This window comes from Microcoleus sp. S13C4, assembly GCF_036700865.1.
Taxonomy (GTDB): domain Bacteria; phylum Cyanobacteriota; class Cyanobacteriia; order Cyanobacteriales; family Microcoleaceae; genus Microcoleus.
In genome coordinates this window covers 25,825-39,102 of the sequence record NZ_JAUBPS010000058.1, presented here as the reverse complement: position 1 = coordinate 39,102, position 13,278 = coordinate 25,825, and the positions used below count along the sequence as shown (strand labels likewise).

At 43.6% G+C, this 13,278-nt stretch carries 10 protein-coding genes and 3 pseudogenes; 10 read left to right on the top strand and 3 right to left on the bottom strand.

Going from position 1 to position 13,278, the window contains the following annotated elements; all coding sequences use genetic code 11:
* The 9 genes and pseudogenes from QT996_RS21500 to QT996_RS21460 all read left to right on the top strand — a co-directional run.
* Positions 1 to 341 (top strand): annotated as a pseudogene (locus QT996_RS21500) (hypothetical protein); the annotation flags it as partial.
* A gap of 857 nt (positions 342 to 1,198) precedes the next feature.
* Positions 1,199 to 1,408 carry a hypothetical protein gene (locus QT996_RS21495; RefSeq protein WP_333048776.1) on the top strand — a complete coding sequence of 70 codons (210 nt, stop codon included), beginning with the start codon at positions 1,199 to 1,201 and terminating at the stop codon, positions 1,406 to 1,408.
* Positions 1,409 to 1,585: 177 nt separating this feature from the next.
* Positions 1,586 to 2,293 (top strand): hypothetical protein, encoded by a 708-nt coding sequence (locus QT996_RS21490; RefSeq protein ID WP_333048775.1) that lies wholly within the window; start codon positions 1,586 to 1,588, stop codon positions 2,291 to 2,293.
* Between the two features lie 1,203 nt (positions 2,294 to 3,496).
* Positions 3,497 to 4,354, top strand: coding sequence for an ABC transporter ATP-binding protein (locus QT996_RS21485; protein ID WP_333048774.1), 858 nt, complete (start codon positions 3,497 to 3,499; stop codon positions 4,352 to 4,354).
* A gap of 45 nt (positions 4,355 to 4,399) precedes the next feature.
* On the top strand, positions 4,400 to 5,410 hold the full coding sequence (locus QT996_RS21480; protein WP_333048773.1) for an ABC transporter substrate-binding protein: 1,011 nt from the start codon (positions 4,400 to 4,402) through the stop codon (positions 5,408 to 5,410).
* A gap of 2 nt (positions 5,411 to 5,412) precedes the next feature.
* Positions 5,413 to 6,186 carry an MBL fold metallo-hydrolase gene (locus QT996_RS21475; protein ID WP_333048772.1) on the top strand — a complete coding sequence of 258 codons (774 nt, stop codon included), beginning with the start codon at positions 5,413 to 5,415 and terminating at the stop codon, positions 6,184 to 6,186.
* Positions 6,183 to 6,971 carry a creatininase family protein gene (locus QT996_RS21470; protein WP_333048771.1) on the top strand — a complete coding sequence of 263 codons (789 nt, stop codon included), beginning with the start codon at positions 6,183 to 6,185 and terminating at the stop codon, positions 6,969 to 6,971. The genes QT996_RS21475 and QT996_RS21470 overlap by 4 nt, the downstream gene beginning before the upstream one ends.
* A 249-nt stretch (positions 6,972 to 7,220) precedes the next feature.
* Positions 7,221 to 8,579, top strand: a complete 1,359-nt coding sequence (gene glnT / locus QT996_RS21465; protein ID WP_333048770.1) for a type III glutamate--ammonia ligase — start codon at positions 7,221 to 7,223, stop codon at positions 8,577 to 8,579.
* Between the two features lie 303 nt (positions 8,580 to 8,882).
* Positions 8,883 to 9,737, top strand: coding sequence for an ABC transporter permease (locus tag QT996_RS21460; RefSeq protein WP_333048769.1), 855 nt, complete (start codon positions 8,883 to 8,885; stop codon positions 9,735 to 9,737).
* Here QT996_RS21460 and QT996_RS21455 read toward each other — a convergent pair.
* Positions 9,734 to 10,423 carry an isochorismatase family cysteine hydrolase gene (locus QT996_RS21455; RefSeq protein WP_333048768.1) on the bottom strand — a complete coding sequence of 230 codons (690 nt, stop codon included), beginning with the start codon at positions 10,421 to 10,423 and terminating at the stop codon, positions 9,734 to 9,736. The genes QT996_RS21460 and QT996_RS21455 overlap by 4 nt on opposite strands.
* Positions 10,424 to 11,161: 738 nt before the next feature.
* Between QT996_RS21455 and QT996_RS21450 the strand changes: the two are divergent.
* A pseudogene (locus tag QT996_RS21450) lies at positions 11,162 to 11,329 on the top strand (IS1 family transposase); the annotation flags it as partial.
* A gap of 164 nt (positions 11,330 to 11,493) precedes the next feature.
* On the opposite strand, the pseudogene QT996_RS21445 reads toward QT996_RS21450, so the two are convergent.
* Positions 11,494 to 11,601, bottom strand: a pseudogene (locus QT996_RS21445) (IS4-like element ISAva3 family transposase); the annotation flags it as partial.
* 615 nt (positions 11,602 to 12,216) lie between these two features.
* Positions 12,217 to 13,263 carry a Fic family protein gene (locus QT996_RS21440; RefSeq protein ID WP_333048767.1) on the bottom strand — a complete coding sequence of 349 codons (1,047 nt, stop codon included), beginning with the start codon at positions 13,261 to 13,263 and terminating at the stop codon, positions 12,217 to 12,219.
* Between the last annotated feature and the right edge of the window lie 15 nt (positions 13,264 to 13,278).

Below are 13,278 nucleotides of genomic sequence, written 5' to 3'. Positions count from 1 at the left end.
TTGAGTTAAAAAATTTGATTGGTGATGAATTAGACAAAGAATTAGCTCGAATTGAAGCTACTAATAGAGAGCTAGATCGAAAATTGTTAGATATCCAAGAGCGTTATGCAATGAGTGTAGAAGCTTGGTTGCACAGTGCAATGATTATCCATCTACCTACAGTACATATTCAATGTGAGTTGCAAAGAAAGAAAACGAAACGGACTGTAACAATAGTTTGGAATCCGTTCACTAAAATTATTGAACCTCTTTGCTGTGAATTATCAGGAGAACCTGTTTACGATTTCTATTTAGATGATCTATCAGCTAAAATTATCTCCCCGACAGTTTGGACTAGATAGGGGTATAGCCGAGATACGGGCTTTCCGAGGACACGACGTAAAGTTTTGTAACAATGCCGCTTTTCAATGTCCCTTCCGCCTACAGAAGCTGCCAACACTCAGTCAGCTAGAGCAGAGTAGTATTACTACTCTGCCCTCGTACAGACCCAAAAAGCGGAAATCTTTTACTGCTAAACATTTCAGGCTTTGCTACTTCAAGTCATTTTGTCTTATATTTACAAAACTTTACGTCATGTCCTATTTTGCAGGTATCTCGGCTGTACCCCAAAGGTGCGTCCAGGTTTTGAGTTGAGTGACCAAACGAAAAGATACGCTTGCTGTAATTCAATCCAGATGCAACAACTTGACTATTAATTCAATTCAGATGCAGCAACTTGACTATTAATTCAATCCAGATGCAGCAACTTGACTATTAATTCAATCCAGATGCAGCAACTTGACTATTAATTCAATTTAGATGCAGCAACTTGATTCTTAATTCAACTTAGATACTGTAACTTGACTATTAAATCAATTCGGATTTTGTTAAAAGGGCTAAAAATTAGCTAATTGTTGCGTCAGCTAAAGTCAGGCAAGTGCAGTATAAAGTCAGGCAAGTGCAGTATAAAGTCAGGCAAGTGCAGTATAAAGTCAGGGGTTTGCAGGGGGTGCACTTTACCTGCAAATACCTGAAAATATCCTGCAAACGCCTGACTTTTTCGGTCAAATTACTGCTTTTTTGTGTCGAGCGTACATTTGCCTGTTGAGGCAGGTTATGGCTGTTCTCTCTCGGTAGCAAGCAATGTTTTTGTGATCACAAACCTGACTTTTAGGTACAGAAATAAAAACATTGCACCCTTATGAATGGGGAATCCTAGGTGTCAAGGCGCTTGATTTTTACCCGATATTTGGCTGTGCCGATTGCTCACATTGCTCTTGCTGTTGTGGCGGTTTTTGTGGAGGCGATCGACGCGGGAAACCTGACAGCAGCCGATGTGGTGGCAGTTGTGGGCGCGGCAGAATTTGCAGAGTTCGATCGGCTGCTGGGTTCTCCGGTTCGAGCCGGAAATCCAAAATCTAAAATCTAAATTTGCGGCTGTGTCCGTCGTTTTAAACGGGCGATCGGGTTTTGTTTGATCGCCAAAAAGATGTCGCCATTATTGCCGAAATCATCAGTCAAAATCCTCGGTTAGCAAAGGTTTGGACTGATATAATGGAGGTAGAAAAGGTTAGTAAAAGTTAGCAAAATTTAGGTTTTTGAGCTGATGGCAAAGGCAAGCGTATCATCAGTCCGCAAAATTTCTCTGGCGGCAGAACTGACTTTTGACGGGCTAACCCAAGAAGCCATTGCTCAAAAATTGCGGCTGACTCGATCGAGAATTTCCCAGATGAAACTGACCGAGACTTGGCAAGAGACGATCGCCCGCTTGGAATCCCTGAAACAGAAAGCGGACGCTGAGGCCGAAAAACGACAGCAGATCCTCTACTCCAGTGACGCCGATCGACGGTTTGACCAGGGCCGGCAGATGATCCAAATCTCGGTTGTCACCTATTCCAAATTGATGCAGGTCATCAACGCCGCGCTAGATGTGGCCTTGGCTAACCCGGACAAATCCGCAGCGATCGAGCAAATTAGAATCGCCGCCCCATTAATCAAAGCTGCTGTGAGCTTGGCTCAAGAGGTGTATGGCCGCAACTATGACGAACTGGAAGCGCTGAAGATTCTGGCAGATGCGGGATGGCTGCCCCGATCGGTGCTCAAGGTGGCTAATGATGAGACTGCTAAACTCAAAGCAAACCTTCGGGAAGCGTTTATGGGAATCATGCCCGATCGGCCCGATGAACAGCGAGGCCGGGGATTGACCCCAGAAACGGCGGCATTGTTGCGATCGCACATTCTCGGTATCCAGCCGCCAGAGGAGATGGCAGAAGAAGAAGCGGGCGCGGACTATGAGGAAGCGGACTTTATTTAAGTTTATTTAAGTTGACTTTACTTTATTTGTAATTTACTTTACTTTATTTGACTTTTCTTGACTTTTAGCCCGATCGCCCGCAGCTCCTGACAATCTGGGACTGGGTGCGGACTAAATACACTTTTTACACAGTTCGATCGACTATTGCAGTGCATTTAGTGTATTTACTGTGGCTCCCTGGTGTGGTTCGAGCGGGCCAGTAAATGTAGACTTTTTAGGCGGTTCGATCGTCCGTGCAGGGCAAAAAGTCTACATAAGAGTCTACTTGCCGCCAGCGACACTCCGCCACTCGCAGATCGCCAGTAATATTACCCAAAACCTAATCTGCTTGTGCTAGCAGTTTTATCTAGTTAGCTTACTAGACCAACAACTCCTATAGACTAGCGTATGTCTAGCGCTCTTCTGTCACTCTGAGAAATTAAAAATGAGAACCAAATTTTCAACTGTAGATAGATCAAGGATTTGAGCATTTATTTTCTAACAGAATAGCTGAAATCCAGGTTTTTGGTAAAAGTCTTATGATATAACCATCCCAGATTATTTTCTGCCGAAACTGACAAAAGAGGGCTAGTAGTAGGGTAAGGATTCAGGTCTAAAAACTTACAGCTCCAACGCTTATCTAGCAAGGGTTTCAGGGTTAAATTATGGCTTTTACCTCGCTCTGTTAATTGTCAATAAGTGACCAGAAATCAAACTTTCGCCCAGTTTATTGACAATAGACATTGATTTAGCATCAATCTACAGATCTAAAGTCTTTGCCCAGCAAGGAGTTATGTTACCTGAATCCTTACCCTAAATCATTATCACGGGCGGTGATTTCCCCAAAATCTATCTGTAGGGACACTCAAGATGCCGTGTTCCTACAGAAAATCATTTAGGATTGCTATATTTAGTTACTTTCAATACAATAAGCAATTCATAAAGCTGATATGCTTAAAGAATATGTGAAAAATTTAAAAATAAAAAGTAGTAAGATCTCTATGCAGCTAACTCACAAAACCATAAGTTTGGTCTCTGGTTTAAGAAAGGTCAATGCGTCACAAGTTTATATTTTAAGAAACTTGATGGATTACACGGCGGGACAAGAGCGTGGGAGACGCTACAGCGATTGCTGCAACGTTTCCCAGGCTTTTTTGTTTTATAGATTGCAAACCAAAAATTTTATCAGGGCGATTACCTTAACCTTTTAGGCGCGTTTTTCCAATGCACAATATTCATTCAATATCTCCGAACATACCAGAGCAGGCTGTTAACCAGAATCCTTTTAGTGAATTAATCCCCAATTCAATTGCCAAACTGGAGGTACAAAATGTCTGCAAATCCTATGCAACGCGCGACAAGCAGAAGTTGACTGTCTTGCAAGAGGTTAACTTTCAAATTTTTCCCAGAGAAATGGTCTGCTTAGTAGGCTCCTCCGGTTGTGGCAAGTCCACCTTGCTCAATATTATTGCGGGGCTGATTCCTCCATCTTCCGGGCAGGTGCTTGTAGATGGTAAGCTTGTCACTGGACGACCAGGTTCTGATCGCGGCATGGTTTTCCAGGGCTATACTCTCTATCCTTGGCTGAGTGTTGCTCAAAATGTAGCCTTTGGCTTGCAATTTCAGAAGATGCCCAAAGCCCAACAGCGCGATCGCGTCCGCTATTTTCTGGATGTCGTGGGGCTGTGGCGATTTGCCAATAGCTATCCTAAACAGTTGTCCGGTGGGATGAAGCAACGGGTAGGGATAGCTCGTGCCTTAGCTAATGAGCCTGCCCTACTGCTAATGGATGAGCCATTTGGGGCACTGGATGCCCAAACAAAGGAACAAATGCAGCAATTTTTACTGGAGTTGTGGGAGAAAACTCATGTGACTGTGTTAATGATTACCCATGATGTAGAAGAAGCCATTTATCTGTCCCAACGAGTCTACGTTATGGATACTCATCCAGGGCGGATCAAACTAGAAATTCCGATCTCACTGCCGGAACACCGAGATCTGGATATTAAGCTTTCCTCAAAGTTTGTGGAGATTAAACGGCAAATTATTCATACGTTACGTGATGCTGCTCACACAGTATGATTGTCATCAATTTGTAGCCCATTAAAATGAGTAATAAACCTATAAATGTTGAAGTTGTCTTCTCTGATTCGTTTGTTTTGTCTAGCGATTGCTTCTCTTGTTCTAACTATTGCCTGTTCGCAACAACTCAATACCAATTCTTCCAATACTAATTCACCTCAATCCCAGCCATTAGTGTCCGCTACAAATAACTGGGTAGGACTCTCTGGACATCATGTTGCCGTGGGTAAGAATTTCTTCAAGGAACAAGGTTTAAAGGTTCAAGACCTATTTTTCCAAAGTTCAAGTGAAGAAATAACCGCATTTTTGGCTGGCAAGGTCGATCTAGCTTGGTTAACCTCTGGAGATGCAATCCAGATGATAGCCAAAGATCCGTCAATAAAGATAATTTACTTGGTTGATTACTCGAATGGATCAGATGGCATTTTGGGACGTGGGATTAAATCACCGCAGGATGCCAAAGGTAAAACTGTTGGTCGTGAAAATGTTCTGTATGAAAGAGTTTTACTGCAAGCCTACTTACAAAAAGCTGGCTTGACCGAAAAAGATGTCGCCATCAAAGACTTAGTAGCCGCTGATGCTGCCGCTGCTTTCGCTGCAAAGAAGGTTGATATTGCGGTAAGTTACGAGCCTTACCTGGGCAAAGCTGCCAAGCAGGGTGAAGGTGAAGTCATCTTCTCTACAAAAGGCACAAACTTAATTGCTGACGTTGTTGTTGCCCACGATCGCTTGATTCAATCGCGCAAGTCAGACCTGCAAGCTTATTTTCGAGCCGTTGATAAAGCCGTGGATTTGCTGAATGCTGGTGAGGCAGAAGCACTAAAGATTTCGGGGTCAAAACTGGGAATTATGGGTGAGGAAGTAAAAGAGCAACTACTCGGTGCCAAACTCTTTGATTTAGAAGGCAATAAGTCGATGGCATTTAATAAAAATAACCCCAACAGTTTGATTGGTAATTTGGAACTGACAGCAAAGGCAGCTTATGACTTCAAAATTGTTTCCCAACCCTTGAAAGCTGAAACTTTCTATGACGATTCGATTGTGCAGTCAATGTAATCATGCTTAACAAACCTGTGTGTGACAGTTGGTTTTCTACCAAACGCATCCGAGAGGATTTGTATCTGATTACAGAACCTTATTACTATTGGTACAACCGCGCTAATCTTTGGTTAATTAAGGGTCAGACTCAAGATGTATTAATTGACACTGGCTTGGGTGTTTCCAGCTTGCGCCAGTACATTGCTTCCCTGATTGATAAACCACTGCTAGCGATCGCTTCTCATATCCACTTTGACCATGCAGGTGGGATGAATGAATTCGAGCGTTGCGCCATTCATGCCGCAGAAGCAGAGGCGCTGAGAAGGGGAGACAACTACGAAGCCCTCTGCACTCCAGAACAAGGCTGGGTACAGGATGAGCATTTTGATCGGCTGCCCCATGCAGAATTTAAGGCTGAGCAGTACACCCTGCATGGAGCGGAACCGACTCAGGTTTTGCAGGAAGGGGATGTACTGGATTTGGGCGATCGCGCTTTGGAAGTCCTGCATTTACCGGGACATTCACCGGGCTGTATCGCGTTATATGATTTGCGAGCACAGGAGTTATTCTCTGGCGATGTGATTTATGATGGCGAGTTGCTCGATGAACTCCATTGCAGCCACATTCCCACCTATATTGCCACCTACGAACGCCTGCAAAAACTGTCAGTAGAGACAGTTTATCCCGGTCACTATCGCATCTTTGGGCAGGAGCGCTACCACCAAATTATGCAGGAATACCTGGATCGACGACGCCAACCGGGATGCCCTTCTGAACCCCTAATGATACAATGAGCAACTCTTCGAGCGGACAGCCCGTGCTGTGGGAAGAACTGACCTGGGAGCAAATTACTGCGCTGCGGGAGGATGGGATGACGATGGTTATCCTGCCTGTCGGTGCAACGGAACAACATGGACTCCATTTACCAGTTGGCGTAGATACCTTTTCTGCGATCGCCGTTGCCCACGGTGTCTCTGCCAGAACGGGAATTCCCGTGCTGCCTGCCCTTCCTTACGGCTGTTCCTTGGGACATTCCAAAAAATGGGCAGGGACTCTTTCTCTGCGTCCCGAAACCCTAGCACAGCTAGTGCTGGAAATTGCCGAGTGGGTCTATAGTGCTGGATTCAATCGCCTGCTGTTACTCAATGGTCACGTCACTAACTGGGCACCCCTGCGCTGTGGTTTAGAGAATGTGCGACATACCTACCCAGATTTGCGGATTGCCTTGCGCTCCATCTGGGAAATTGCGCCTAGCATTCATCAGTTCTACCACCAGGATGCAGCAAACTTCCACGCCAATTGTGCCGAAACCTCTATCATGTTGTCACTCCGTCCCGATCTAGTGCAGATAGATAAAGCAGTGGATGAACCGGATCGTTCTGCTGGTTGCTTCTTTGCCTACACCGTCAACAAAGAAAGTGTATACGGTGCGGTTGGAACTCCCAGCAAAGCGGATATCAGCTTTGGCAAGCAAATTTTAGAAACCTGCATTGCTGAACTCAGCGAACAACTAAAACGTGCCTTGGTGGAGGGAACACCTTTGGAGGAAATGCCTCCCAACCTAACACCTAACACCTAATATAGCAATCCTAAATGATTTGCTTGCGCCATACGCCAGAAAGATGCTTGCACTACAAGGATTCTGATCTCAATCAATTTTGCGACTGATTTAGGACTGCTATAGCATCCAGCATGATATGCTACCGTGTAAATGTATATTTTAACGGTAATTTATGCTAATTTTATCTTACCCATATCTAACATTTAGACAGGTATTCCTTAATAAGACTAACCTCAACTTCCAAATTTGACTTATAAAAACGAGACAATGACCGAAACTCTAACCCCTGAATTGCAAACCCTCAAACAATCCCTAGAGTCTCAAGGTGTTAAGTATGCCCTTGCCAGCTTTGTCGATATTCACGGTATGTGCAAAGCAAAATCTGTTCCCCTGTCTCATCTAGGGCAGATGATGGCGGGGTCAGAATTATTTACTGGAGCAGCACTCGATGGTGTGCCCCAGGATGTGAATGATGAAGAAGTCGCTGCCCACCCCGATCCCAATTCAGTTACAATTCTGCCCTGGAACCCAGAGGTTGCCTGGTTTACCAGTGACCTATATTTGCAGAAAAAGCCTTTTGAAGCCTGTAGCCGTGGAATTCTTAAGCGAGTTCTGGCAGAAGCTGCCAGTATGGGGTTTACCTTCAATTTAGGGATTGAGACGGAATTTTTTATTCTCAATGAAACGGAGGAGGGAATTACCCCCGTTAGCGATCGCGACACCTTGGCAAAACCCTGTTACGACCTGCAAGGACTACTCGACAACTACACCTGGGTAAAGGAAATTGTCGAGGCAATGAATAGCTTGGGTTGGGATGTCTACTCCTTTGACCACGAAGATGGGAACGGGCAATTTGAAACGGATTTTGCCTACTGTGATGCCCTGAAGATGGCAGATCGTTTCACCTTCTTCCGGCTGATGGTAAAAGAAATAGCTCGTAAGCATGGCTTCTTCGCCACCTTCATGCCCAAACCCTTCGCCAACCGCACGGGCAGTGGTGCTCACTACAATATGTCGCTGGCAGACATAAGGACAGGAGAAAACCTATTTTACGAGTCTGAAGATACCAGGGGATGTAAACTATCTAAGCTAGGCTATCAGTTCATTTCAGGCATCCTTCGCCATGCTCCTGCTATCTGTGCTGTCATTGCGCCAACTGTGAACAGTTATAAGCGCCTAATTGCCAGGGGTAGTATGTCTGGTTTTACCTGGGCACCTGTTTATATCTGCTACGGAAATAACAACCGTACCAATATGCTGCGGATTCCCTTAGCAGGGGGGCGGGTAGAGTGCCGTGCAGCAGATATTTCTAGCAACCCCTATCTGGGTGCAGCAATGCTCCTAGCAGCAGGGTTGGAAGGCATCCGAGAAGGACTCGATCCAGGAGATCCCCATACCGAAAATATGTACAACTACTCGCTAGAACAACTGGTAGACATGGGAATTAACTTCCTACCGCGTAACCTGGATGAGGCAATCACTGCCTTTGCCCGTGATCCCTTAAGCGAGAAAGTAATGGGTTCGTTGATGTACAAAACCTATGTGCAATTTAAATCTCAGGAGTGGCAGGAATATCACACTCATGTCTCTGACTGGGAAATTCAACGATATCTCAAATTTTTCTAGCAGCAACTACGCTCTAAGCTGTCGCGCATTTAAATTGCATATTCGGGACGCTGCTCGAAGCCCATCTCACAAGACTTTGATTATTTCTTGACATACAGTTTAAATGCAGAACAGCTTAATCCTTCGCAAGCTATTGTTGTCTGCATTTTTTTGAACAACTAAGGCTAAAGCTCTAAGAAATACGAAATTTTGCGTAAGTCCTTTGTAAGGCTGAATACTTGTCCAAATCCTTTGTGTTAACAAAATCAAACTGTGCGGACAGACTCTAGTTTCTTGCCAAAAATAATAGTAAAGGTACTCTCAATGGCTCAATCTACTATGACAACGCCTGAACCTGCCCCCCGTGAATATCGCTACTTGAAACCGTCAGTTTTCTGGAGTATACGTCAGGGTTTTCCCAGATGGTTATCATTGCTGCTTGTTGGGCTTGCTCTAATTGTGCCCTTGCTGTTGTGGATGGCGATCAGTTCCCTTAAACTCGTGCCCCCCATGTTCTTGCCAACACCAGCATCAGTGATTGATGCCGGAATCAAAATGTTCACCGATGAAAACTTAATCGTAGATGTCCTAGCGAGTAGCACTCGTGTTCTGGCAGGTTTTGTTGTTGCAGGAATTATTGGTGTGCCCATAGGACTGGCGATGGGGACGTTTTACAGTCTAGATAGTCTCTTTGCGCCGATTGTTGGCACGGTTCGTTATATGCCAGTCACAGCCTTTGTTCCTCTAATTGTCATCTGGTTGGGTTTAGAAGAACCCTCTAAAATCCTGATTATCATGTTGGGGGTTGTGCTATATAACGCCATCATGGTTGCAGATGCAGTCAAGTTTATTCCCAACGAGATGATTAACGTCGCTTATACACTTGGTGCAACTCGTCGAGATGTTGTGTTTAAAGTGATTATTCCTGCCGCATTTCCCAGTGTTCTTGATACCCTTCGCGTCAATATTTCGGGTGCCTGGAACTTTTTAGTGATTGCTGAGTTGGTAGCTTCCCAAAATGGTTTAGGATTCAAAATTATTCAAGCTCAACGTTTTTTGCAAACCGATAAAGTTTTGTTCTGCATTGCCTTAATTGGGATAATTGGATTAGTGATTGACTACGGATTGAAGTGGAGTTTTCAACAACTCACGCCTTGGGCAGATCAAATTCGTCATTAAAGCGTTAACAATTTATCGGAAGATGTAACCCAACCAATTGCGCCGTTTTCTCCAAGCACTACATCAATGGCAGCCTGATGTTCCCACGGTGTTAATGCCGCACAGCAATCCTCTAGTAATAGGCAGTAAAAACCTAGATCGCTGGCATGGCGATAACTGCCTAGCACACAGCACTCAGTGGTAACTCCTGTAAACAGGAGATGAGTAACATTGTGTTGCCGCAGTAGAGTCTCCAAATTGGTGGAAACAAATATAGATTGGGCAGGTTTGTCTATTTGCAATTCAGTGTCGAGAGGTTGTAATTCTTCAATCAGTTGAGTTCCTGGCTCACCTTGAATTAAAAAGCGTCCCATTTTACCCAAACTACCGATGGGGTAACCTGCATTGATGTATCGTTCTTTTTTACTGGGCGTAACATCTGACAGATCAGGTAAATGGCTTTCTCGCGTATAAATAATTAGCAGCCCATGTTCTCTTGCCCAAGCAACCATCCTCTGGAGGCTAGGAATCATTACACGCACAGCGGATAGATCTGCTCCCAACTCATTGCCACAGAAACCCTCCAGATTACAGAAGGCATTTTGCATATCAATTACAAGCAAAGCAGCCCGTTTTAAATCAAGCGGAAAGGGGTATTTATAGGTTGGAACTAAAATGTGAGAAGATTCTTGATTACTTATAGTCATTGTCTTTACTCTATTTTTAGATTTACTGTCAGTTCTGGTAAAAAGATTGGGACTTAGGTTGGAAAAATTGCTACTCGTGCAACGGGTAATTTCAACATCTCAACAGAGCATCACCGTGCCAAAACGGGAAATTTGTACGCACTTGGCTGAAGCTCTTCCCCTGTCTGATTTCTATAAATATTATTCTGGATTGATGCAGAGTATAAGGTTAGGACTATTGCTGACAAGTTAAGCTAGGGAAATATTTTTCAATCAGCAATTATACTAATAATATCATCAATTTTAACCCACATTCCGCAGATGTGATTCATCTTACTGGTATTTTTGAAAAATCCCAGCCATCCAACTTTTTTAGTCTAACTTTTTTAACTTTGGTTTCTACTTTTTGTGTAATGATTCAGGTATCTGAAACGTAGTCACAGAAGGACTTCTACAATTCAAGCCTTCGCTAAATCAACAGCTTAATTCTCAATAGGTACGACAATCAAAGCTTTCATGGTTTCTTAATAAGAATGGATATTTGATGATTATTGGATCGAATTGTTACACCGTATAGGTTTTACTGTTTTTTACATGACCTGAATCCTTACCTTTTTGTTAAAATTAGTAGACAATATCTTAAGTTGAATCCCGGCTTTTTTTCTGACAATAACTTGCTCAATTTATCAGACAATACAATCCAATAAATTCATAGGTTCTTCGACCAACATAATAATTATATTGGCTAACAATTTATTTTTCAGAGTAGAAGGAGAGAACACGCGCTTACGTCATTATTTAGCTCGTCTACACCGCAAAACTTTATGCTATTCCAAGTCCAGAGAAATGCTGCGTCACTCGATTCGTCTATTAATTCATTACCTCAAGTTTGGTGATGTTCCTGTACCCGCGCGCTTCATCCATTAATTCAGCAACGCCCTTTTGCTCACATCGAATCTAGACGCTATTTTTCTGATCGAGGTGTTACCTTGTTCGTTTTGACTATTTTTTCTCGGAAGTCGATGGAGTATGCTTTCATTATCCCTTTTGATGCAGTCCCTTGATTGTACTCTATTTACCTGCAATCTGCTGTAAGATAACCAGCACTCAAAGAACAGACGAGTGATCAATACAGGATAATCTTTTTTGGGCAGTTTTTTCAAGATGCCTTTAACAATTTTTGTTAATGAATTTACCATTAGTATCAAATAAATACATTTTGATAGGCTCTCCTGATTTTGAGGTGATAAGCAAACCGCATATCCTTGACGAGGAGGGCATCACAGAATTGCCGGTAGGCCTATTTAGGTAAGGGTGGACATAGCTCTTTTCATGTAAGGCTTTCAGAGCTTGGAGCCAACCTTACAGACCTGAAGTATCTAGGCTTTTTTAATGCTTTTGCAGCTACAAAGCCAAGACATTAACGAAATAATCAGCACTTTGAACCCTGTCCTGAGCAGATACTTGGATCTTTGTACACGGTAGTAAATCAATGAACTCCAGACTGCCAAGGAATTTCAACCATCCTTACCTTTAGGGCACTACCAAACCACAAACGTTTTTGCCCTCTGTGCAAAAATTGAAAGGACAAATCAGCTTTTTTGTAGGAAATGCAATTCCAATAGGAGGAAATATAAGAGTTTTCAAACATTGTCAGATACAATTGACCGATTGACCGATTACCTTTTTTCCATTACCAAGAAGCTAATTTCCCGGTCTACACCGCTTTCATTAGCTTGCATAAATAGTTAGAACTGGGTGTTAGGTTTTGTACTTCAAGTCAACCTCCAGTTGCTTGTGCCTAATTCCTGTATCTATTGCTTTCGCCAATGCGCCTCCACCCCTCGTCCCCGACATTGCAAACGTCCTGCATCCCTTTCCCGGCGCAATAGACGGCGAATCAAATCAATTCCAACTGTTGGACACCGTTCCTGCAATTCCCTAATGGAGAATTCTTGAGGCAAATTGTTAATTACATCCAATACGATCGCCGTTTTAGTTCCTTTTGCGGATGTAACATATCCCACCCGCTGTTCAAACTCCCGATAAGCTGATAGCAGCATGACTCCCAAGAAATACTCCCACCAAGGTAATAGGTTGTGCTGCTCTTCATGCCATCCTTGGGAAGAGTGGTAAAGCGTATCGTAAGAGCTTTCCTTAGTTCTCTCCACAATCCGTTCCAAACTAATAAATTGCCCGACCTCATAACCGGCTTTGTATAGCAGCAGCAAAGTCAGCAACCTTGCCATCCGCCCGTTTCCATCTAAAAAGGGATGAATGCACAAGAAATCTAAAATATAAGTTGGAATCAGCAATAAAGGTTCTATCTCGCCCGATTCCCAGAGGCGATTAAACCGTTCTTGCAGGCGTTCCATTGCCGCAGGAGTAGCATAAGCGGGAGTAGGTTGAAACCTCACCACTTTAGTCCCGTCAGGATAAGTAGCGCTAATTTCATTATCCACTGTTTTCCAGCGCCCGCCTGTATTAACAGCAAAGTGGTAAAGGTCGCGGTGCAGTTGTAAAATAACACCTGTACTAAAAGGAATGTGGTTATAACTGGTGTGAATTGTAGTTAGCACGTCCCGATAACCCGCAATTTCTTGTTCTGAACAATCGCGTGGCGTTGTTTTTTCAGTTACTAATTTCTTAATCCGTTCTAGTGGCACAGTAATGCCTTCAATGCGGTTAGAAGATTCGCTGCTCTGAATAACCGCAGCTTGGCGCAAAGTGCCTAAAACTTGTGAGGCTTGTTGTTTGAATAACTCCTGCTTTCCCTTGTACTCTCCAAGCAAACGAATTGTTTGCAGAAGTCTTTGGTTGAGCTGTTGACTTTCAATGAACCCCTCTTCAAATGACAGCATATCTATTTTATATCC

Excerpts from the sequence above, each read along its gene's own strand:
- QT996_RS21470 (WP_333048771.1), top strand. The coding sequence starts at position 6,183 with ATGAGCAACTCTTCGAGCGGACAGCCCGTGCTGTGGGAAGAACTGACC.
- QT996_RS21480 (WP_333048773.1), top strand. The coding sequence starts at position 4,400 with ATGTTGAAGTTGTCTTCTCTGATTCGTTTGTTTTGTCTAGCGATTGCT.
- QT996_RS21475 (WP_333048772.1), top strand. The coding sequence starts at position 5,413 with ATGCTTAACAAACCTGTGTGTGACAGTTGGTTTTCTACCAAACGCATC.
- QT996_RS21440 (WP_333048767.1), bottom strand. The coding sequence starts at position 13,263 with ATGCTGTCATTTGAAGAGGGGTTCATTGAAAGTCAACAGCTCAACCAA.
- QT996_RS21455 (WP_333048768.1), bottom strand. The coding sequence starts at position 10,423 with ATGACTATAAGTAATCAAGAATCTTCTCACATTTTAGTTCCAACCTAT.
- glnT (WP_333048770.1), top strand. The coding sequence starts at position 7,221 with ATGACCGAAACTCTAACCCCTGAATTGCAAACCCTCAAACAATCCCTA.
- QT996_RS21485 (WP_333048774.1), top strand. The coding sequence starts at position 3,497 with ATGCACAATATTCATTCAATATCTCCGAACATACCAGAGCAGGCTGTT.
- QT996_RS21490 (WP_333048775.1), top strand. The coding sequence starts at position 1,586 with ATGGCAAAGGCAAGCGTATCATCAGTCCGCAAAATTTCTCTGGCGGCA.
- QT996_RS21460 (WP_333048769.1), top strand. The coding sequence starts at position 8,883 with ATGGCTCAATCTACTATGACAACGCCTGAACCTGCCCCCCGTGAATAT.